This is a genomic window from Streptomyces mangrovi (genome assembly GCF_900114215.1).
Lineage (GTDB): Bacteria > Actinomycetota > Actinomycetes > Streptomycetales > Streptomycetaceae > Streptomyces > Streptomyces barkulensis.
Genome location: NZ_FOSG01000009.1, coordinates 116,239 through 135,272 on the forward strand (window position 1 = coordinate 116,239; position 19,034 = coordinate 135,272).

Here is a 19,034-nt window from a genome sequence, read left to right on the forward strand (position 1 = left end):
GGGCATCTCCCGCGGCGGCCTTTCGGGTGGCCTTTCGGGTGACCCGTCAGGACATCGAGCGCATCCGGTTGATCTCGGCCGTCTGCTGGACGGCCACGTCCCCGGCCATCTCCTGGACCTGGGTGTCACGGCCGTCGGCCGTCACGTCCTTGGCCATCGTCACGGCGCCCTGGTGGTGGGCGATCATCAGCTTCAGGAAGAGCCGGTCGAAGCCCTCGCCGCGGGCCCGCCGCAACTCGTCGAGCTGCTCCTCGGTCGCCATGCCGGGCATCGGTGCGCCGTCGTGGCCGTCGTGGCCGCCGTGGCCGTCGTGGCCGCCGTGGTCCGTGCGGTCCTCCTGGCCGCCCCCGTCGCGGCCGTTGCGCTTGAGCCAGGACCGCATCGCCGAGATCTCCGGCCCCTGGGCCGCGGCGATCCGGTCGGCGAGCCGGCGCACCTTGCCCGATCCGGCGTGCTGCTCGGCCAGATCGGTCATCACCAGCGCCTGCTGATGGTGCTCGATCATCCGTGTGACGTAGGAGAAGTCCGCGGCGTTCGGTCTGCCCCTGTGTGCCTCCCCCGCCTTCCGGGCCTCTTCGGCGGAGAGCGTCTCGGCGGCCTCGCCCGGCCTGCCGGGCGCGATCACGGAGGGGCCGCTGCCGGGGGCCGCCTGGTCGGAGCCGTCCTCGCAGCCGGTCAGCGCCGTCAGTGCGACCAGCGCCGTCAGTGCGACCAGTGCCGCCGGCGCGGACGGAAACACGCGGGCGGAGAACCGGGATCTGTGACGGTCTGTCACTCTTCCTCCTGTGGCACGGGGTACGCCAGTTCCCCGATCCTGGCACGGGACGCTCCGGCGCGCCCGAATCCTGACACGGAGGGACCCGGCGCCGTGCTCGTATTCCCCTGTCGACGCAGGGGTGTAAGGAGTCATACTGCCCGAGTCCGTGAACCGCCCAACTCGGAGCGGTGCCAAGCGGATCGACAGGGAGGAAGCAGTGACGTCGTTGCCCAGACCCCGTGCGCGGCGCAGACACCTCGGCGCGGCCGCGGCCGTACTCGGCCTGCTGTCCACGCTCCTGGCCGCCGGACCGGCGGTGGCGATCCCCGACCCCGGTGACTCGCCGGCCACGTCCGGGAAGGTGTCGAAGCAGGACCGCACGGAAGCCGGAACCGCCATCGGGAGCGGCAAGATACCCGGTGTGGACGAGGTCGTCCACAGCAGGAACGTCTCCCATCTGACCAACCTGCCCAAGGGGGCGCTCAAGAGCCTCAACACCGACCTGGCCTTCCAGGGCCGCTACGCCTTCGCCGGCAACTACGACGGCTTCACCGTCTACGACATCAGCCGTCCGAAGTCCCCCAAGGTCGTCAGCCAGGTCCTGTGCCCGGGCGGCCAGAACGACATCTCCGTCTCCGGGGACCTGCTCTTCCTGTCCACGGACTCCTCGCGCAGCGACGACTCCTGCAACAGCACCGCCCAGTCGCCGACGGAGAAGAGTTCCTGGGAGGGCATCAAGGTCTTCGACATCAGCGACAAGCGGAACCCGCGGTACGTCGCGGCCGTCGAGACCGCCTGCGGCTCGCACACCCACACGCTGGTGCCCGACCGGGGGGACGTCTACGTCTACGTCTCGTCCTACCTCCCGGACGACTCCTTCCCCGACTGCCGGCCTCCGCACGACGGGATCTCCATCGTGAAGGTGCCGCGCCAGGCTCCCGGGGAAGCGGCGGTGATCGACTTCCCCGTCCTCTTCCCGGACGGCGGCAACCCGGGCCCGCCGGAGAACCCGGTCGCCATGGTGCCCACCACCGGCTGCCATGACATCACCGCGTTCCCCGAGCTGAGGCTCGCGGCGGGCGCGTGCATGGGCGACGGCATTCTGATGGACATCTCGGACCCGGCCGCTCCCCGCGTCATCGACCGCGTCCAGGACAACGAGAACTTCGCGTTCTGGCACTCGGCGACCTTCAACGAGAACGGCCGGAAGGTCGTCTTCACCGACGAGCTCGGCGGCGGTGTCGGCGCCACCTGCAACGCGGAGGTCGGCGACAAGCGCGGCGCCAACGGCATCTACCACATCACCGGCAAGGGCGATCAGCGCAAGCTGGTGTTCAAGAGCTACTTCAAGATTCCCCGGCACCAGGCCGACACCGAGAACTGCGTGGCCCACAACGGCTCGCTGATCCCGGTCAAGGGCCGGGACGTCATGGTGCAGGCCTGGTACCAGGGCGGAGTCTCCTTCTGGGACTTCACCGACTCCACCAGGCCCCGGGAGATCGGGTACTTCGAGCGCGGCCCGTACTCCGACCCCGACACCATCGGCGGCTCGTGGTCGGCGTACTACTACAACGGCCACGTCTACTCGAACGACATCCAGATGGGCTTCGACGTCCTGCGGATCCGGGACCGTCGCACCGCCGGCGCCGAGCGCGTCCGGCTGGACGAGCTCAACCCGCAGACCCAGCCCGACTACCGCTGAGCCGGTCCGGGCCGGTCCGGGTCGGCCCGAGCCGGTTCGAACCGCTGAACACCGGGCCCCGGCGGCTGTGCCGATGCTGTTGGCCAATTCCGGGGCCCGTGCGTGACGTCGGCCTTCAAGACCCGTTGTGGTCCTGAAGGCCGACGTTGTCGTATGGGGTGGGTGCGGATGCCGCGATGCATCTGGGTTTCTTTTCTCCGGATCCGGGTGCTGCGGGAAAACCCCGACGGGGTGATGCGCCAGAGGCTCCCCTCCTCGTTCCCCGTATATAGAGGGGGGTGAGGGCCCCGCTCAGTGGCGTGATCGCAGCGAGCTTATGTCGACTTCCAGTAGGTTTTCCACGGTTTTGTAAACCATTCTTTTCCGCGTCCGGAGTGGCCTGAAACCGATTGCGCGGACACGTTTTCGAGGATAGGTTCCCGGAGAGTATTTCGTCGACAGGGTAGGAATAAGTGCGTTCAAAGAGAATCGGGAAAATCGTCCTGGCTTTTGTCTCCGCGATTTCCCTGGGAATCGGGGCCGCCGGCCCGGCCGCCGCGGACTCCGCACCGGTCGCCGACGTCGGGAAGACCACGGTGGTGGGGAAGGACGGCCCCGAGGGCATCATCGGGGGCGAGACCGCCGACTCCTCCCGGGGCATGGCGGCTCTCCACCGCAACGGGGTCTTCCGGTGCTCCGGATCGATCGTCGACAACCGGTGGGTGCTGACCGCCAAGCACTGCCTGTACGTCAACGGCGACAGGATCCCGGACTCCCAGCTCACCGTCCGGGTCAAGAGCTTGAACCGCACCAGCGGCGGGGGCGTCGTGGGGATATCCGACTCGAAGGTCAGGGCAAACCACGACATCGCGATGCTGAAGCTCAACCGTTCCGCGAACGCCGAGCCGGTCCGCCTCGCCACCGCCAACCCCAAGGTCGGCGCCACCACCTACGTGTTCGGATGGGGCGTGACCTGCGGGACAAACTGCGGGTCCAGCATTCTGCTGAAGCGCGCCACCATGCGGGTCGAGAGCATCAACGCCAACGACGTGTACGGCGGCCGGGCCATCCGCACGTCGGGGCTCAACGGGCGCACCTGCAACGGGGATTCGGGCGGACCGCTGTTCAAGCTCGTGGACGGGAAGCGTTACCAGGTGGGGGTCGTGTCCGGGGGCACCCAGTACTGCCCCGACGACTCCAACTTCGTTTTCGCGAGCACGCCCACCAGCCTCACGTGGATCGAGAACGTGATGAGGGATTTCTGACCCTCCCGTGAACAGTCCACCGGAACCAGGAAGGATGAACCCCATCACCGGACGCATCGTCACGACGGCCCTGCTGCTCGGTGCTCTGCTGGCCCCGGCCGGCGCCGCGGCCGCGGACGGGGAGGTCGCCGCGCCCGTCACGACCGGGGCGGTCTTCAACGACCCCCAGGGCACCACGGCCCGGAAGAACGCCGTCAAGGACCACATCATCGGCGCGGTCAACGCCACGCAGAGCGGGCGGACCATCCGCGCCGCCCTGTACGCGCTGGCCGACCAGGACTACGCGGACGCGCTGATCGCCGCGCACGACCGGGGCGTCCAGGTCAGGGTCGTACTGGACTCCAAGTACGCGGACCGGTCCGCGGCGCGGAGCGTGCGGACCGCGCTCGGCGGCGACACCTCGGGCGGTTCGTGGGCGCGGGTGTGCACCGAGGGCCGGGCCTGCATCGCCGACGCCCCCGCGGACGTGAACCCGATCAACCACAACAAGTTCTTCACCTTCTCCCGGATCGGGAGCGCGGGCGAGGCGGAGGACGTGGTGATCCAGACCTCCGCCAACCAGACCTCCCTCAACGTGGAGAAGTACTGGAACAACGCCTACACGGTCGTCGGCAACACCGGTCTCTACTCGGCCTACGTGTCGTACTTCGACGACCTGGCGGCCATGCGCAAGGACGGCGACTACTTCCGGCAGGGGAAGGTGGGCACGGAGAAGTACTACTTCTTCCCGCAGGCCACCGGTGACGTGGTGGTCGACGTGCTGGACAACGTGACCTGCACGGGCAACACCTCGGTGGGCTCGGCGTCGCACAAGACGGTGATCCGCGTCAGCGCCTTCGCCCTGCACCGGGACGCGGTGGCGCGCAAGCTCCGGGCGCTGGCGGACCAGGACTGCTGGGTGGAGGTGGTGTACGCCGACAGCAACGACGTCGGGATCATGCAGGGGCACCGCCGGCTGAAGCTGTACCGGCTCGACACCGCGGACGGCTACCTGGTGCACTCGAAGTACCTGACCGTCGAGGGCAACTACGCGGGCCACCCGGACACCAAGTGGACCTTCACCGGTTCGCACAATCTGGACCACTCCTCGCTCCGGGAGAACGACGAGGCCCTGCTCCGGCTGGAGGGCGCGGTGCCGCATGACGCCTACAAGCGGAACTTCCTCGACATGCGGGCCGTCGCCACCCCCGTCGGCTGACGCCGTGGACGCGGGCCCCGGCGGCAGGACCAGCATCAACTGGAGCGAGCGCCTCTCCCGGAGGGGGCAGCCCGTGTTGCGGGTGCGGTTCTCCGCGCTGGACTGCCGGCCTTGTCCGGTGCGGCGGGAGTGCATCAACTCGCCCTCCGGCAAGAACCGTGAGCTGCGGCTGCGGCTGCGGCTGCGGCATCACGGCGAACACCAGGCACTCCAGGCGGCCAGAGCCGAGCGGAAGAGCGATGCGTGGAAGGACCGCTACAAGGTCCGGGCGGGGGCCGAGGACACCATCGCCCAAGCCGCCGGACGCTGCGGCCTGCGCAGATCCCGCTACCGGGGCCTGGCCAAGACCAGCCTCCAGCACCAGCTCACCGGCGCCGCGATCAACCTTGCCCGCATCGACGCTCACCTCACCGGCACACCCCGAGCCCGCACCCGCACCAGCCACTTCGCACGACTCCGCCCCGCCGACCAGACGATCGACGGGGCGAAGACCGCATAGGCCCCGGAATTGACCAACAGCATCGGCCGTGCCGCCGGGGCCCGCCCGTCCGCTCCCGTCGCCGCCGGGGTCCGTCAGAGCGGGTCCGGCAGCGGCAGCAGCGGGACCTGCCCGGAACACCCCTTCCGGGGGACGTCGGGAGGGAACCCCAGCTCCCAGTCCAGCCCGTACCGGGCGAACAGTTCGGCACGCAGCCTCGCCGACGGCATCGGCGCCCCGGGCAGCAGCACGGCCACCACCGCCCCCATGAGCAGTGCGCGCAGCAGCGGATAGTCGGTGTCCGGATCGGGCGAGCCGTAGTCGGCCACGGTGTCGCGCAGCAGGCAGGCCAGCCGCTGCTGCTCGTCGCACTGGACGAAGCCCTCGTGCTGCAGGATCCCGGCCATGTGGGTGCGCATCAGCGTCGGCCGGTCGCGGGCGAGGCCCAGGATCGCGTCGATCGCGCGGGCCAGCGTCTCCCGCCCGGCGTCCGGGCCCGAGGGCCGCGGCTCGCGCTCCAGCGCCTCGGCCAGGGTGAGATGCATCAACCGGTGGACGGCTGACTGGAGCAGCTGCCGCTTGCCCGGGAAGTAGTACGACACCAGACCCCGTGCGGCCCCGGCCCGGTCCGCGATGTCCCCCAGAGTCGTCGCCTCGTATCCGCGCTCGTCGACGAGTTCCACCGTCGCCTGCAGCAGCCGCTCGCGGGAACGCCGGCGCAACTCCTCATTGACCGATGCGCTGCGAGGGGACATCCTGTTAACTCCTGCGTTGACTGGCTCAGGGCCAATATACTCAGCGGTCTCCGGACGCCGACCGGCGAGTCACGGCGGTGTCCGGTCGGACGCCGATCTCGGGCGACGCGGGGGATCGCCCGAGATCGGCCCTCCTCCGGCGCTCCCGCACGACGCGCCGCGCAGCGGTGCCCGGGGGAGGCCGGCGAGGGCCCTCTGACCATATTCCGATCATCCGGGATCCGATCCTCCCGGTCCGCGCAGCTCCGGTCGAGAGGGCCGGGCACCGCGTCCGCTCCACAGCGCCGCCGCGGCGGCGGCCACGGCGAAGCCCAGCAGCCAGCCGACGACCACGTCGGTGGGCCAGTGCACACCCAGGTAGACCCGGGTGAAGCCCACCCCGGCGACACTCACCGCGCCCACCCACGCAACGGCCAGGCGCACAGGGCGACCCGTTCGGCGCAGACGCACCAGCCACAGCAGCAGACCGCAGGTGAGCGCCGCCGTCATGGCGTGGCCGGAGGGCAGGGCCGCGAAGCCCGCGGAGTCCACCGGGTCGCTCCAGCGCGGGCGGTCGCGGTCGACCAGCGCCTTCAGGGCCTGCTGGAGGACGGTGCCGGCGAGCGCGGCGGCCGAGAACCAGAGCGCCGGCCGGCGCGCGCCGCGCAGCACCAGCCACACGACCGTCACCAGCAGTACGGCCCGCATCGTCCACGGGTCCCAGACCCAGTCGGTCAGCACCCGGTTGAGCCGTGTCCAGCCGGGTTCGGTGACCGCGGTGCGGTGCAGTTCTGCCGTGACGTGCGCGTCGAGGTCCAGCAGCGGGTCCCACCCCGCCAGGACGAGCACGGTGAGCACGGCGGCGACAGCGGTGCACAGCGGGGCGGCGAGGCACGGGAAGGACCGCGGAAGGGAACGCCGGGAGGAGAGCCGGGAGGAGCGCCGGGAGGAGCGCCGGAGGGAGGGGGCCATGGTGGAGAGAATCGCCACGGGAATGCGGTCCAACCGTCCGGTCGGCGGGTTGGCCGGTCGAGGGGGCGCGCGCCGCGGCGCACGGGTGGCGGCCCAGCGCTCTCAGCCCAGCGCTCTCAGCCCGGGGGCGAAGGCCACCAGCAACGGCACCATCAGCACCAGGGCCGCCAGCGCGGTCATCCGCAGCCGCCGGACCACCGTCAGCCGGGGAGCGGCCCTCAGCAGCCGGTCCACCCGCTGCGGCACCTGTGCGCCGGAGTGCGAGGCGTACGGGTCGAAGACCCCGCGCCCCTCGTTGAGTTCGACCAGCGCCAGGGCCACCGCCAGCCGTCCGCAGCGTCGCGAGGCGACGTCGTCGGCGGCCAGCTCGACCAGCCGGTGCACCTGGTCCCGGAACGCGCGGAAGACCGGCACCCGCGGAAAACCGGCGGCGAGCGCGGACGAGCAGTTCAGCAGCCAGTCGTGACGGGCCCGCAGATGGCCACGCTCATGGGCGAGGACGGCGTCGAGCCTGCGTCCCCCCAGCCGGCGCAGCGCCGCGGTGGTGACCACGAGCCGGGGTGTGCTCCCCGGCAGCCACCAGGCGTCCGGGCGCTCGCTCTCCAGCACCACCAGCCGCTCCCCCAAGGCCGGCTCCTCGCCGGGCAGCAGCGGGGCGCGGGTGAGGAGTTCGGCGCGCCGGGCGCGCCGCCGGGCGCGCGCGTGGCGGATCTCCCGGGTGAGCATCGCGGCGGTCCACAGGCCGCCGCAGGCGAGCACCACCGCCACCACCGCGGGCCAGGACTCGCCGAACGCGCTGAGTCCGTACGCCTCGACGACCCGGCTCGGAGCCGGGGCGAAGACGTGGCCGCGCACGGCCTGCCAGGCCGCCGCGCCGGACAGGGCCATGGCGAGCACGCAGCACAGCAGCACGGCGACCACCACGCACTGCCACACCAGCAGCGCCAGCACCGGCTCGCGGTCCGGCCAGGAGCCGCGGGCCAGCACGCGCGGCGCCGTCGCCGCGGTCAGTGCGCCCAGGACGATCAGTGCGAGCGCGACCATCATGAGGAACAGCCTATGAGCCGGCGGCCGCTTGCGCGTCCGGGGGGAAACGGGAAGTGACGCACGCCTCACCGGCATGGTGTTCCCCGCTCCCCGCGAGGGCTCAGACGGTGAGCAGCATCGCGAACATCCCTATGCCCATCGCCAGTCGGCAGGCGGCGGCCACCTCCGGTGCCCGCCGCGGCCCGGCGCCACGACCGCCACGACCGCCGCGGACGCCGGAGGCGGCCGTCTCCGGCAGGCGGAGGGAGTCCGGCGCGGGCGCCAGCCGGGCCCCCGCGAGCAGCGTGTACAGCGCGAAGTAGACCAGCAGCGCTCCGGTCGCCGCCGCGGAGGCCGGATGCGCGGACGGCGCCGCATGGTGCCCGTGGGCGGGGGCGGGAGCGGCGGCCATGGCGAGTGCCATGTGCAGCATGGCCAGGGCGCCGACGGTGTGGTGCAGATGGTGGAGCCGGTGCTCCCCGTCGAACAGGACCAGCGCCAGCCCGTACCCCGCGGTGGCGCCGAAGAGTGCCACGAAGACCGCCGGCGGCGGTGGGTCCACCGCCGAAGCGGGCAGTGCCATCACGGCCATGCCCAGCCCCATCACCGCTTCCCCGGCGGCCTCCCGCCGCTGCCCGGGTGTGCCGCCGCGCGTTCGCCGCAGGCAGTACGCGCCCACGGCGCCGCACAGGGCCACCAGCATCCAGCCGACCGGTTCCGGTCCGTGCACCCCGCCTCCCCACCGCTCGCCCGGCCGGCTGCTCCGGCCGGTTCCGCGGGGAGGATGCCCGGCGCAGGGCGCGTGTACGGGAGCGTGTGGAGGCAGTGGGGGAGTGCGGCCCAGGCGCACGCTCCCGGCGGTGCGGTACCGCCCCCGGGGCTCGCCACGCAGGCCTCAGATACCGGGCCGGTAGCGCAGCGGATGGTCCCCGGGAACCTCGACGAGGACGATCGGCACCCCGTCCGGATCGCTGATCCACATCTCCACCAGCCCCCACGGCTCGCGCCTGGGCTCCCGCAGCACCTCCACGCCGCGGGCGGTGAGCTCCTGGTGGGCCCCGGCCGCGTCGGCGACCTGGAGCCACAGCCTCAGGCCGGGCGCGGGCGGGACCTCGGATCGGCCGGAGACCTCCAGGAAACCGCCGCCCAGGAAGTAGACGGTCCCGCGCTCCGGCCCGGTGCCGAACTCCCGGTACACGGCCAGCCCCAGGGCGTCACCGTAGAAGGCCCGCGAACGGTCGGGGTCGGTGGGGCGCAGCAGGACCCGGCTGCTCAGTACCTGAACCATGGCACCGAGCCTAGGCCGTGGCCGGGGCGCTGTCCGGCATACGGGCCGAGCCGCCGGGTCGCGCGGACGGAGGTTTAGGCTCGGCCCCATGAACGCCCCGAACGCCGTGAACGACCCCGCCTCCCCGGCCTCCGACGCCACCCCCCGGACGGCTTCCAAAACCGCCTCCGGCCTGAGCTTCAGGACCGCCCGCGAGGACGACGTCCCCACGCTGGTCGCCCTGGTGGAGTCGGCGTACCGGGGCGAGACCAGCCGGGCGGGCTGGACCACCGAGGCGGATCTGCTGGACGGGCAGCGCACCGACCCCGAGGGCGTCGCCGACGTCGTCCGTACCCCCGGCAGCCTGATGCTGATCGCCGAGCGGGACGGGGAGCCGGTCGCCTGCTGCCAGCTCGAGCGCCGCGAGGGCGGGGCGGGGGAGACCGTCGCGTACTTCGGGATGTTCGCCGTCCGGCCGGTCCTCCAGGGAGGCGGGTTCGGCAGGGCGGTTCTGGCGGAGGCCGAGCGGACGGTGCGGGAGCGCTGGGGCGCCCGCGAGATGCACATGACGGTGATCACCGCCCGGGCGGACCTGATCGCCTGGTACGAGCGCCGCGGCTACGCCCGGACCGGGCGCACCAGCCCCTTCCCGTACGGCGACGAGCGTTTCGGTGCCCCGCTCCGCGACGACCTGGAGTTCGAGCTGCTGGTCAAGTCGCTTCGCCGACCGCCCTCCTGACGTCGGGCAGGTCGGTGACCACACCGTCCAGCCCCAGTTCGCGGACGCGGGCCAGGTCCTGGTCGGTGTTGACCGTCCAGGAGATCACCTTCAGGCCCGCGGCGCGGCAGCGCCCGACGACCTCCGCGTCCAGCCGGCGCAGCTCGCAGGAGACCATCGGGGCCCCCAGGTCCACGGCGCGCTCGGGGGCGGTGGGCGTGGAGGAGCCGGTGACCAGTGCGATGGGGATGTCCGGCAGCAGTTTGCGGGTCTCGCGCAGGGCGTCGTCGTGGAACGAGATCACCGTGACCCGCCGGTGAAGACCGAGCCGCTCGACGGCCTCCGCCAGCACCCGCGCCGCGGCGCGGTTCTTGATCTCGGCCTGGAGCGGTGCGGAGACCGCCTCCACGACCTCCTCGAAGACCGGGACGCGCTCGCCGAGGCCGGCGTCCAGTTCGCGCAGCTCGGCGAGGGTTTTGTCCGCGACGGGACCGGAGCCGTCGGTGGTGCGGTCCACGTCGGCGTCGTGCATCACCACCAGTGCGCCGTCCCGGCTCAGGTGGAGGTCCAGTTCGATGACGTCGAAGCCCTCGCGGTCGGCCCGGACGAAGGAGCGCAGGGTGTTCTCGGGCTCGACGCCCATCACCCCGCGGTGGCCGACGGTCAGCAGTGGCACGGCGCGTTCTCGCTTTCCTGCGGTGTCTCGAAGCGTCGGTGCGTACGCGCGGCAAGGGTAGCCGCGGACGATCACCGCCCGGGACGCGGGGCGGCGGCGGCCCCCGGCGGCCGGGCGCGGAGCTCGCCGGATCGGCGCCTGCGGCGCGTAATACGGCCTTCTCTTCCGCTTCGGGAGGTGTCCACAGGAAAAACATCCGTATAGCGGGTGGTGGACGGAAGAACTTTCTCCCCCTCGGGTTGATCGAGGAAGTCTGCGCAGCTACGGTGCTGGTACGAGAGTTTCTTCTGTGGAGGGGTAGTAATGACGGAAATCCTTTCGCCCGCGGTGATGACGGGTGGCGCTCCGACCGCCGACGGCCCGTTCGCCGGCCGTGTGGTGGAGCACCCCGCCTGGGCGGTGCTCAAGGAGGCCGTCGAGGCCGTCCGCCCCGCCCAGTCCAAGGACGGCTCCATCGACTTCGAGGCCGAGGGCGCCCCCGCGCGGGCCGATGTCGAGCGGCACATCGAGCGGGTCGTGGCCTGCGTCGAGGAGCTCGCACCGCTGCTCCCGCACAATGAGGCGTACCACCGCGCCCTGGTGGCCGACCTGCGCCGCTGGGCCGAGAGCGGCTTCGGCGTCCCCGACTTCCTGGACTCCCTGCTGGCCTTCCGGCCCGCCTCCCGCCGCGCCGACGGGATCCAGCACCTGGTCGTCTTCCCGATGTACACGCAGAACGGCAACCCCGACCGCAACCTGGAGGCCGTCGTCCTGCGCGTGGTCTGGCCGGACTGGCTGGCCGAGCTGGAGCGCACCCGCTACGACAACCCGCTCTTCCTCGGCATCACCTTCGAGGACTTCACCAGCGGCTACGACACCCACTCCGCGGTCCTCTTCCCCGAGACCGTCGCCGTGCGCGAGGCGCCCGAGCGGTTCTCCTGGGGAGGGATCTTCTGCGACCGCGAGGCCGCCCGCTTCCGCCGCGTCGTCGACGCCGCCTGCGAGGTCACCAAGCTGGAGCTGCCCGAGGACGCCCGGGGCCTGCTGGCCGACCAGAAGCGCGCCCAGCAGACCTTCGTGCTGTGGGACATGGTCCACGACCGCACCCACAGCCACGGCGACCTGCCCTTCGACCCGTTCATGATCAAGCAGCGCCAGCCGTTCTGGATGTACGGCCTGGAGGAGCTGCGCTGCGACCTCACCGCCTTCCACGAGGCCGTGAAGCTGGAGGCCGACGGCTTCGAGCAGGGCCGCGACGTGCAGTACGCCGTGCTGCTGGAGCGCCTGTTCCGCTTCCCCGTCACCGGTGAGCGCAGCCGCAACTACGACGGGCTGGGCGGCCAGCTGCTGTTCGCCTACCTCCACAAGCACGACGCCCTGCGCTGGACGGACAACAAGCTCAGCATCGACTGGCAGCGGGCCCGCGAGGTGACCGTGCACCTGCGCGAGGAGATCGAGACCCTCTACCGCGAGGGCATCGACCGCCCGAAGCTGGTCCACTGGTTCAAGGCCTACGAACTGGTCTCCACCTACCTCGCCCCGCACCCCGGCTCGACCTGGGCCAAGGGCCCCGACGCCCTGGACCTGAGCCTGCCGCCGCGCAAGCTGGTGGACGAGGTGCTCCCCGACGAGTTCCCGCTGAGCATGTTCTACGAGGCCCTCGCCAAGAAGCTGCGTAACGTGATCGCATCGACCAAGGGCATCACCGCCGAGTCCGCCGTCCCGGCCGCGGCGTGACCACCGGACGTCACAGAGAGGCGATCACCATGACCAGCACACCCAACGGCAACGGCGGCCCCCTGGACGGCGCCGTCGTCGCCGTCGCCGGCGCGGCGGGGCCCGCCGGGCAGGCCGCGCTGCTGAGCCTGGCCGAACGGGGCGCCACCGTCGTCGCCGCCGACGCGGACGCCGAGCGGCTGGCCGAGGCAGTCGACAGGGCGCGCTTCGCGCACGGGGGCGCCGCCGTCACCGGCGACACCGTCGACCTGCTCGACCTGGAGGCCACCCGCGAGTGGGCCACCCGCACCGAGAAGGAGCACGGCCGCGTCGACGGGCTGGTGCACCTGGTGGGCGGCTGGCGCGGCTCGGCCGCCTTCGCCGAGACCGACCTGTCCCACTGGGACCTGCTGGAGAAGTTGCTGGTACGCACCGTGCAGCACACATCCCTGGCCTTCGAGGGGGCCCTGCGCCGCAGCGGAAACGGCCGCTACGTCCTGATCAGCGCCGCCGGCGCCACCCGCCCCACTGCCGGCAACGCCGCCTACTCCGCGGCCAAGGCCGCCGCCGAGGCCTGGACCCTGGCCCTGGCCGACGCCTTCCGCAAGGCGGGCAAGGGGTCGGATTCGGGGCCGCCGGCCGCGGCTGCCATCCTGGTGGTCAAGGCGCTGGTCAACGACGCGATGCGCGCCGAGCGCCCGAACGCCAAGTTCGCGGGCTTCACCGACGTCGGGGAGCTGGCCGAGGCCATCGCCGGTGTCTGGGACAAGCCCGCCGAGGAAGTGAACGGACACCGCCTGTGGCTGACCCCGCAACCGTAGAGGCCCACCCGACCGAGGCACCCCCGGCATCCCCTCCGACGGATGCCCGGCGCCGCCACGACCCGCGGGTGCGCGGCTTCGCCAGCGACAACTACGCGGGCGCGCACCCGGAGATCCTGGCGGCGCTCGCCCTCGCCAACGGCGGTCACCAGACCGCCTACGGCGAGGACGAGTACACCGCCCACCTCCAGGAGGTCTTCCGCGCCCACCTCGGGCCGGCGGCCGAGGTCTTCCCGGTGTTCAACGGCACCGGCGCCAACGTCGTGGCCCTGCAGGCCCTCACCGACCGCTGGGGCGCGGTCGTCTGCGCCGAGAGCGCCCACATCAACGTGGACGAGTGCGGCGCACCCGAACGGGTCGGCGGGCTGAAGCTGCTGACCGTGCCCACCGAGCACGGCAAGCTCACCCCCGAGCTGGTCGAGCGCGAGGCGTACGGCTTCGACGACGAGCACAGGGCGATGCCGCAGGTGGTCTCGATCACCCAGAACACCGAACTGGGCACCGTCTACACGCCCGAGGAGATCCGGGCGATCTGCGAGACGGCCCACGAGCGCGGCATGGCCGTCCACCTCGACGGCGCCCGCATCGCCAACGCGGCGGCCGCGCTGGGCGTGCCGCTGCGGGCGTTCACCACGGACGCCGGCGTGGACGTGCTCTCCTTCGGCGGCACCAAGAACGGCATGCTCTTCGGCGAGGCCGTCGTCGTGCTGAACCCCGGCGCGGTGCGGGCGATGAAGCACCTGCGGAAGCTGTCGATGCAGCTGGCCTCCAAGATGCGGTTCGTCTCCGCGCAGTTCGAGGCGCTGCTCGCAGGGGACCTGTGGCTGCGCAGTGCCTCCCACGCCAACGCCATGGCCGGGCGGCTGGCCGAGGGCGCGCGTGCCGTCGACGGTGTGGAGATCCTCCACCCCGTCCAGGCCAACGCCGTCTTCGCCCGGCTCCCCCACGACGTGAGCGAGCGGTTGCAGAAGCGCCACCGCTTCTACTTCTGGGACGAGGCCGCCGGCGACGTGCGCTGGATGTGTTCCTTCGACACCACCGAGGAGGACGTCGACGGCTTCGTCGCCGCGCTGCGGGAGGAGATGGCCCGCTGACCGCGCGTGCGGGCGGCCCGCCGGCCGGAAAAGCGCGGCGGGCCGCTTCTGTCTGCCTTCGCGGGCTTTCCCGGGGGCGGCGGGGGTGGGGAGCCGGTCGAGGAGAGGACAGGGGACCGCACGCGGCCGGAGCGGTCGAAACCGCCTTCCGGCCGCGTGCGGTCCCCTGTCCGCCCTGCTACAGAGAGCCGGCCTCGGCCGGGGTCGGGGCGGTGCCGCCCAGGTGCGCGGGCATCCACCAGGTGTCCTCCGGCCCCTTGGGCCGCACCGGGTACGCCCGCTGGGCCGCCTCCAGCAACTCCTGCACGCGGTCGCGCAGCCGCTCGGTGAGCCCGGCCGCCGACTCGCCCTCGGCGGGCCGCAGCGGCTCGCCCACCCGGATGGTGATCGGGAAGTGGTTGCGGCCGAAGTCCCGCTTGTGGCCCTTGGTCCACAGCCGCTGAGTGCCCCACAGCGCGACGGGCAGCAGCGGCACGCCCGCCTCCTGCGCCATCCGGGCCGCCCCGGTCTTGAAGTTCTTCAGGGTGAACGACTGCGAGATCGTGGCCTCGGGGAAGACACCGATGATCTCGCCCGAGCGCAGCGCCGTCAGCGCGTGGCGGTAGGCGTGCTCGCCCTGCGAGCGGTCCACCGGTATGTGCTTCATCGCGCGCATCAGCGGTCCCGAGACCTTGTGCCGGAAGACCGACTCCTTCGCCATGAAGCGCACCAGCCGCTTGGCGGGCCGGGCGGCCAGCCCGGCGAAGACGAAGTCGAGGTAGCCGATGTGGTTGCTGACCAGCACGGCGCCGCCGCGCCGCGGGACGTGCTCGGTGCCGTCGATGTCGAAACGCAGGTCGAGCGCCCTGAACAGGGTGCGGGCTGCGCCGATCACGGGCGGATACACCAGTTCTGCCATACGGGGAGGACCCTTCTGGGAGGCTGCCTGGGGAGGGTTCTCCCGGCTGGTCTACCCGAACCTACGCTGCCGTAACTTCCCTGGCCAGTTCCGGGGCCGGGAGATCCTCGTCACGTTCGGACACCACCCGGCGACTCACCCCGTGACCCGGCGCAGCGCCAGGTACATCTCACAGCCCAGGCAGTAGCCGAAGGCGGCGTTGAGGAAGGCCGCCGCGAGCGCGCACGCGGTCGCCGCCATGCCCAGCCACAGGGGACCGGCGCCGTACCCCACCAGACCCACCAGGGCGAAGGCCAGGCCCACGCCCTGCGCGAAACGGGGCGGCGCCGCGTCCTCCACTCCGGCCGGCGGCCCCAGCCGGGGGCGGACCAGATGGCGGAAGACCAGACCGTAGGGCGACCGCGCCACGCCGAGCACCGCCCCGGCGGCGAACACCAGCGCCTGCGCGGCCAGCAGCCGGAAACTCCCGCTGACCAGCACGGCGGCCAGGACCGCGGTGGTCACGGCGGCGGCGAACCTCGTTCCCCGTATGTCGACCCTCATGGCGACAGCATTCCGCACCCAGGGGGGCGGTGGCGGCCGGATGCGGGAATCGGCGGCATGGCCCCTGGCGCTGTGGGAGACGATGCGGGGAGCGGGCAGAGGCGATGGAACGACGGGGGCGGGGATGACAGGGACGACGGGACTGATCGTGTGCCTGGCGGTGCTGGCGCTGGCCGGCGCCTTCGGGATGGCGCACAGCAGACGGAACGGAAGGATGACGGTGCGCGGACGGGACGCGGAGGAGAGGCTGACCGCCGAGGAGGTGGGCGCCGAGCGGCTTGGGGAGCGGGCCACGCTGGTGCAGTTCTCCAGCGCCTTCTGCCAGCCCTGCCGGGCCACCCGGCGGATTCTGGCGGAGGTGGCGCAGATGGTGGAGGGCGTCGTCCATGTGGAGGTGGACGCCGAGTCCCGGCTGGATCTGGTGCGGCGGCTGGGAATCATGCGCACCCCCACCGTCCTGGTGCTGGACGCGCGGGGCCGGATCGCGCGGCGGGCGAGCGGGCAGCCGCGCAGGGCCGATGTCATCGCCGCGCTCGGGGAGGCCGTGTGAAGGCCGGGAGGGCCGCGGCGGCCGGGAGGACGGCCGGCCGCGTGACCCTGGTCCCATCCGCGCAGGCGAACTTGACGCGGACCGCCCGCGGTGGACAGCCTGGCCTGCCGTGGGCAGGGGATCTCAGATGAGCGCACCGAACGGCATCCGGCGGGCACCGGAGGCGGCCGAAGCCGGCCCCGCCCTGCTGCGTGCCGTCTTCCGGCGGCACGCCGCCGGGGTCGCCGTGATCACCGCCCACGGGCACGGCCGCCCCGCCGGGTTCACCGCGACCTCCCTGGCCTCCGTCGCCGCCGAACCGCCGCTGGTCTCCTTCAACATCGCCACGGCCTCCTCGGTGTGGCCGGTGGTCGCCGAGGCGGAGCACGTGGGAGTGCACATACTGGGCGAGCACCAGCGCGAGCTGGCCGCCACCTTCGCCCGCCCGGGGGCGGACCGCTTCGCGCCGCCCACCCGCTGGCGCCCGGGGCCGCACGGGGTGCCGGTGCTGGAGGGCGTGCTCGCCTGGACGGTGTGCGCGGTGGTGGCCCGGGTGCCGACCGGTGACCACCGGGTGGTCCTGGCGGAGGTGGTGGCCGGGGACTCCTCCGGCACGGGCCGCCCGCTGCTGTACCACGCGGGGCGTTACAACGCGCTGGGAGAGGGCACAGTGCCCTCCTGAGCCGTTGGAAAGGTCACAGTTCACCGGCCTTGCCTCCGGGTAAGGGCCTGGGTGTACTGACGAGTAATATCCTGGATGGAGGGCCGGCCCCACCGGACCGGATTCCGCCCGATCAGGCGCCTATGCTGCCTGTGAGACAAGGCAGCCAGTAATGACGACGCATGTAGGAGAGCCGGCGTGAGCTTGAGGATCGTTGTCTGTGTGAAGTACGTGCCCGACGCCACCGGCGACCGGCACTTCGCCGATGACCTGACCGTCGACCGCGAGGACGTGGACGGTCTGCTGTCGGAGCTCGACGAGTACGCCGTCGAGCAGGCCCTGCAGATCGCCGGGAATGCCGATGACGCCGAGGTCACCGTGCTGACCGTGGGCCCCGAGGACGCCAAGGACGCGCTGCGCAAGGCGCTGTCCATGGGTGCCGACAAGGCCGTACACGTGGAGGACGACGACCTGCACGGCACCGACGCGATCGGCACCTCCCTGGTGCTGGCCAAGGCCGTCGAGAAGACCGGCTACGACCTGGTCGTCTGCGGCATGGCCTCCACCGACGGCACCATGGGCGTGCTGCCCGCGCTGCTGTCCGAGCGTCTGGGCGTGCCGCAGGTCACGCTGCTGTCCGAGGTCTCCGTGGAGGACGGCAAGGTCACCGGCCGCCGCGACGGCGACGCCGCGACCGAGCAGCTTCAGGCCGCGCTTCCGGCCGTCGTGTCCGTGACCGACCAGTCCGGCGAGGCGCGCTACCCCTCCTTCAAGGGCATCATGGCGGCCAAGAAGAAGCCGGTTCAGTCCCTGGACCTGGACGACCTGGACATCGACGCCGACGAGGTCGGCCTCGAGGGCTCCTGGACCAAGGTCGACGAGGCCGCCGAGCGCCCGGCCCGCACCGCGGGCACGATCGTCAAGGACGAGGGCGAGGGCGCCAAGCAGCTCGCCGAGTTCCTCGCGGGCCAGAAGTTCATCTGAGCCCGAAGGCCCGTCGCACCCCTCACTCCTTTCCGCCCTCGCAATCCTCGCAGGAGAGCAACTCCCATGGCTGAAGTCCTTGTCTACGTCGACCACGTGGACGGCGCCGTCCGCAAGCCCACCCTCGAACTGCTGACCCTGGCCCGCCGCGTCGGCGACCCGGTCGCCGTGCACCTGGGCGCCGGCGCCGACGGCGCCGCCGCCACGCTGGCCGAGTACGGCGCGGTGAAGGTGCTCGCCGCGGACGCCCCCGAGTTCGCCGACTACCTCGTCGTGCCGAAGGTGGACGCGCTCCAGGCCGCCTACGAGGCCGTCTCCCCGGCCGCCGTGCTGGTCCCCTCCTCCGCGGAGGGCAAGGAGATCGCGGCCCGCCTGGCGCTGCGCATCGGCTCGGGCATCATCACCGACGCCGTCGACCTGGAGGCCGGCGACTCCGGTCCGGTGGCGACCCAGTCGGTCTTCGCCGCGGCCTTCACCACCAAGTCCCGCGTCACCAAGGGCACCCCGGTCATCACCGTCAAGCCCAACTCCGCCGCCCCCGAGGCCGCCCCGGCCGCGGGCACGGTCGAGCAGCTGTCGGTGACCTTCGGCGAGAAGTCCACCGGCACCAAGGTCGTCTCCCGCACCCCGCGCGAGTCGACCGGCCGCCCGGAGCTGACCGAGGCCGCGATCGTGGTCTCCGGCGGCCGCGGCGTCAACGGCGCCGAGAACTTCTCCGTCATCGAGGACCTCGCCGACTCCCTCGGCGCGGCCGTCGGCGCCTCGCGCGCCGCGGTGGACGCGGGCTGGTACCCGCACACCCACCAGGTCGGCCAGACCGGCAAGTCCGTCTCGCCGCAGCTGTACATCGCGGCGGGCATCTCCGGCGCCATCCAGCACCGGGCCGGCATGCAGACCTCGAAGACCATCGTGGCCGTCAACAAGGACGAGGAGGCCCCGATCTTCGACCTGGTCGACTACGGCGTGGTCGGCGACCTCTTCGAGGTCCTCCCGAAGCTCACCGAGGAGGTCAAGGCCCGCAAGGGCTGACACCCTCC

20 protein-coding genes and 1 pseudogene are annotated in these 19,034 nt (G+C 72.1%); 12 read left to right on the forward strand and 9 right to left on the reverse strand.

Annotated elements, in window-relative coordinates:
• Positions 1-46: 46 nt before the first annotated feature.
• Positions 47-775, reverse strand: a complete 729-nt coding sequence (locus BM237_RS14855; protein WP_245793629.1) for a DUF305 domain-containing protein — start codon at positions 773-775, stop codon at positions 47-49.
• Positions 776-974: 199 nt separating this feature from the next.
• Between BM237_RS14855 and BM237_RS14860 the strand changes: the two genes are divergently transcribed.
• The 4 genes and pseudogenes from BM237_RS14860 to BM237_RS14875 form a co-directional block, all read left to right on the forward strand.
• Complete coding sequence (locus BM237_RS14860; RefSeq protein WP_107415234.1) at positions 975-2,459, forward strand: LVIVD repeat-containing protein; 1,485 nt, start codon at positions 975-977, stop codon at positions 2,457-2,459.
• Between the two features lie 452 nt (positions 2,460-2,911).
• Positions 2,912-3,703, forward strand: a complete 792-nt coding sequence (locus tag BM237_RS14865; protein ID WP_139238113.1) for a S1 family peptidase — start codon at positions 2,912-2,914, stop codon at positions 3,701-3,703.
• Positions 3,704-3,737: 34 nt separating this feature from the next.
• A complete protein-coding gene (locus BM237_RS14870) occupies positions 3,738-4,901 on the forward strand; it encodes a phospholipase D-like domain-containing protein (RefSeq protein ID WP_093850118.1) in 1,164 nt (387 codons plus the stop codon).
• 10 nt (positions 4,902-4,911) lie between these two features.
• Positions 4,912-5,400 (forward strand): annotated as a pseudogene (locus BM237_RS14875) (transposase); the annotation flags it as partial.
• A gap of 74 nt (positions 5,401-5,474) precedes the next feature.
• Here the strand turns inward: BM237_RS14875 and BM237_RS14880 are convergent.
• From BM237_RS14880 to BM237_RS14900, 5 genes are all read right to left on the reverse strand, one after another.
• Entirely contained in the window at positions 5,475-6,134 is a 660-nt protein-coding gene (locus tag BM237_RS14880; RefSeq protein ID WP_093850119.1) for a TetR/AcrR family transcriptional regulator, read from the reverse strand.
• Positions 6,135-6,344: 210 nt separating this feature from the next.
• Positions 6,345-7,085 (reverse strand): phosphatase PAP2 family protein, encoded by a 741-nt coding sequence (locus BM237_RS14885; protein ID WP_093850120.1) that lies wholly within the window; start codon positions 7,083-7,085, stop codon positions 6,345-6,347.
• Between the two features lie 102 nt (positions 7,086-7,187).
• Entirely contained in the window at positions 7,188-8,132 is a 945-nt protein-coding gene (locus tag BM237_RS14890) for a M56 family metallopeptidase (protein WP_093850121.1), read from the reverse strand.
• A 100-nt stretch (positions 8,133-8,232) separates the two neighbouring features.
• Positions 8,233-8,841 (reverse strand): DUF5134 domain-containing protein, encoded by a 609-nt coding sequence (locus BM237_RS14895; RefSeq protein WP_093850122.1) that lies wholly within the window; start codon positions 8,839-8,841, stop codon positions 8,233-8,235.
• A gap of 165 nt (positions 8,842-9,006) precedes the next feature.
• Positions 9,007-9,399 carry a VOC family protein gene (locus BM237_RS14900; protein WP_093850123.1) on the reverse strand — a complete coding sequence of 131 codons (393 nt, stop codon included), beginning with the start codon at positions 9,397-9,399 and terminating at the stop codon, positions 9,007-9,009.
• Positions 9,400-9,487: 88 nt separating this feature from the next.
• On the opposite strand from BM237_RS14900, the gene BM237_RS14905 reads away from it, so the two are divergent.
• Positions 9,488-10,117, forward strand: a complete 630-nt coding sequence (locus tag BM237_RS14905) for a GNAT family N-acetyltransferase (protein ID WP_093850124.1) — start codon at positions 9,488-9,490, stop codon at positions 10,115-10,117.
• On the opposite strand, the gene BM237_RS14910 is transcribed toward BM237_RS14905, so the two are convergent.
• On the reverse strand, positions 10,089-10,772 hold the full coding sequence (locus tag BM237_RS14910; protein ID WP_093850125.1) for a glycerophosphodiester phosphodiesterase: 684 nt from the start codon (positions 10,770-10,772) through the stop codon (positions 10,089-10,091). The two genes, BM237_RS14905 and BM237_RS14910, sit on opposite strands and share 29 nt — an antisense overlap.
• A gap of 303 nt (positions 10,773-11,075) precedes the next feature.
• On the opposite strand from BM237_RS14910, the gene BM237_RS14915 reads away from it, so the two are divergent.
• From BM237_RS14915 to BM237_RS14925, 3 genes are read left to right on the forward strand one after another with little or no spacing between them, the layout of a single operon-like run.
• Positions 11,076-12,488, forward strand: a complete 1,413-nt coding sequence (locus tag BM237_RS14915; protein WP_425443698.1) for a DUF6421 family protein — start codon at positions 11,076-11,078, stop codon at positions 12,486-12,488.
• A 29-nt stretch (positions 12,489-12,517) separates the two neighbouring features.
• Positions 12,518-13,288 carry an SDR family NAD(P)-dependent oxidoreductase gene (locus BM237_RS14920; RefSeq protein ID WP_093850127.1) on the forward strand — a complete coding sequence of 257 codons (771 nt, stop codon included), beginning with the start codon at positions 12,518-12,520 and terminating at the stop codon, positions 13,286-13,288.
• A complete protein-coding gene (locus BM237_RS14925; RefSeq protein ID WP_093850128.1) occupies positions 13,267-14,382 on the forward strand; it encodes a threonine aldolase family protein in 1,116 nt (371 codons plus the stop codon). The genes BM237_RS14920 and BM237_RS14925 overlap by 22 nt, the downstream gene beginning before the upstream one ends.
• Positions 14,383-14,560: 178 nt before the next feature.
• Here BM237_RS14925 and BM237_RS14930 read toward each other — a convergent pair whose 3' ends face one another.
• On the reverse strand, positions 14,561-15,280 hold the full coding sequence (locus BM237_RS14930; protein ID WP_093850129.1) for a lysophospholipid acyltransferase family protein: 720 nt from the start codon (positions 15,278-15,280) through the stop codon (positions 14,561-14,563).
• Positions 15,281-15,415: 135 nt separating this feature from the next.
• Positions 15,416-15,823: a DUF4395 domain-containing protein gene (locus BM237_RS14935; protein WP_093850130.1), complete on the reverse strand. Its 408-nt coding sequence runs from the start codon at positions 15,821-15,823 to the stop codon at positions 15,416-15,418.
• A 124-nt stretch (positions 15,824-15,947) separates the two neighbouring features.
• On the opposite strand from BM237_RS14935, the gene BM237_RS14940 reads away from it, so the two are divergent.
• The 4 genes from BM237_RS14940 to BM237_RS14955 all read left to right on the forward strand — a co-directional run bounded on the left by BM237_RS14940 (position 15,948) and on the right by BM237_RS14955 (position 19,026).
• Entirely contained in the window at positions 15,948-16,373 is a 426-nt protein-coding gene (locus tag BM237_RS14940; protein ID WP_093850131.1) for a TlpA family protein disulfide reductase, read from the forward strand.
• A gap of 127 nt (positions 16,374-16,500) precedes the next feature.
• Positions 16,501-17,034, forward strand: coding sequence for a flavin reductase family protein (locus tag BM237_RS14945; protein WP_093850132.1), 534 nt, complete (start codon positions 16,501-16,503; stop codon positions 17,032-17,034).
• A gap of 177 nt (positions 17,035-17,211) precedes the next feature.
• The gene (locus BM237_RS14950) at positions 17,212-17,997 is read left to right on the forward strand and encodes an electron transfer flavoprotein subunit beta/FixA family protein (protein ID WP_093850133.1); all 786 of its coding nucleotides are present in this window, start codon (positions 17,212-17,214) and stop codon (positions 17,995-17,997) included.
• A gap of 66 nt (positions 17,998-18,063) precedes the next feature.
• Positions 18,064-19,026, forward strand: a complete 963-nt coding sequence (locus BM237_RS14955) for an electron transfer flavoprotein subunit alpha/FixB family protein (RefSeq protein WP_093850134.1) — start codon at positions 18,064-18,066, stop codon at positions 19,024-19,026.
• Positions 19,027-19,034 lie beyond the last annotated feature (8 nt).

Excerpts from the sequence above, each read along its gene's own strand:
- BM237_RS14870 (WP_093850118.1), top strand. The coding sequence starts at position 3,738 with ATGAACCCCATCACCGGACGCATCGTCACGACGGCCCTGCTGCTCGGT.
- BM237_RS14880 (WP_093850119.1), bottom strand. The coding sequence starts at position 6,134 with ATGTCCCCTCGCAGCGCATCGGTCAATGAGGAGTTGCGCCGGCGTTCC.
- BM237_RS14885 (WP_093850120.1), bottom strand. The coding sequence starts at position 7,085 with ATGGCCCCCTCCCTCCGGCGCTCCTCCCGGCGCTCCTCCCGGCTCTCC.
- BM237_RS14890 (WP_093850121.1), bottom strand. The coding sequence starts at position 8,132 with ATGATGGTCGCGCTCGCACTGATCGTCCTGGGCGCACTGACCGCGGCG.
- BM237_RS14900 (WP_093850123.1), bottom strand. The coding sequence starts at position 9,399 with ATGGTTCAGGTACTGAGCAGCCGGGTCCTGCTGCGCCCCACCGACCCC.
- BM237_RS14905 (WP_093850124.1), top strand. The coding sequence starts at position 9,488 with ATGAACGCCCCGAACGCCGTGAACGACCCCGCCTCCCCGGCCTCCGAC.
- BM237_RS14915 (WP_425443698.1), top strand. The coding sequence starts at position 11,076 with ATGACGGAAATCCTTTCGCCCGCGGTGATGACGGGTGGCGCTCCGACC.
- BM237_RS14920 (WP_093850127.1), top strand. The coding sequence starts at position 12,518 with ATGACCAGCACACCCAACGGCAACGGCGGCCCCCTGGACGGCGCCGTC.
- BM237_RS14930 (WP_093850129.1), bottom strand. The coding sequence starts at position 15,280 with ATGGCAGAACTGGTGTATCCGCCCGTGATCGGCGCAGCCCGCACCCTG.
- BM237_RS14935 (WP_093850130.1), bottom strand. The coding sequence starts at position 15,823 with ATGAGGGTCGACATACGGGGAACGAGGTTCGCCGCCGCCGTGACCACC.
- BM237_RS14940 (WP_093850131.1), top strand. The coding sequence starts at position 15,948 with ATGACAGGGACGACGGGACTGATCGTGTGCCTGGCGGTGCTGGCGCTG.
- BM237_RS14945 (WP_093850132.1), top strand. The coding sequence starts at position 16,501 with ATGAGCGCACCGAACGGCATCCGGCGGGCACCGGAGGCGGCCGAAGCC.
- BM237_RS14955 (WP_093850134.1), top strand. The coding sequence starts at position 18,064 with ATGGCTGAAGTCCTTGTCTACGTCGACCACGTGGACGGCGCCGTCCGC.